This window comes from Stenotrophomonas sp. STEN033 (genome assembly GCF_056856655.1).
In genome coordinates this window covers 1-369 of sequence record NZ_JBXFWM010000139.1, presented here as the reverse complement: position 1 = coordinate 369, position 369 = coordinate 1, and the positions used below count along the sequence as shown (strand labels likewise).

The following is a 369-nucleotide window of genomic DNA, read 5'->3' as shown; positions in this document are numbered from 1 at the left end:
AGCGCCCACCGCTACAAGGCCCCGGCCACCGTTCGACGGGCTTGGCTCGAGGCAGATAATATCCACCCCGGACTCACTGGCTAATTGGCTACAAGATCCGTACGCAGGTCAGTTCCATAGCGCTGTTTTCATCAGGAAAGCGGTTTGAGCAGCGCGTTGCGCCAGCTCCAATACGTTTCCTTGCGGAACCAAGCCAGGCTCAAAAACCCCTGGCTTACATAAAAAGACAAACCCCGCTGCGTGAGCAGCGGGGTTCTAGATAAAAACCCTGACGATGACCTACTCTCGCACAGCTTAGGCTGCACTACCATCGGCGCGGCTGCGTTTCACTTCCGAGTTCGGGATGGGATCGGGTGGTTCCACAGCGCT

Annotated in this window: 1 rRNA gene; it reads right to left on the bottom strand. The window is 57.2% G+C overall.

The window, feature by feature from the left end:
• Positions 1-266: 266 nt before the first annotated feature.
• Positions 267-369, bottom strand: a 5S ribosomal RNA gene (gene rrf / locus AC1VXC_RS21115); the annotation flags it as partial.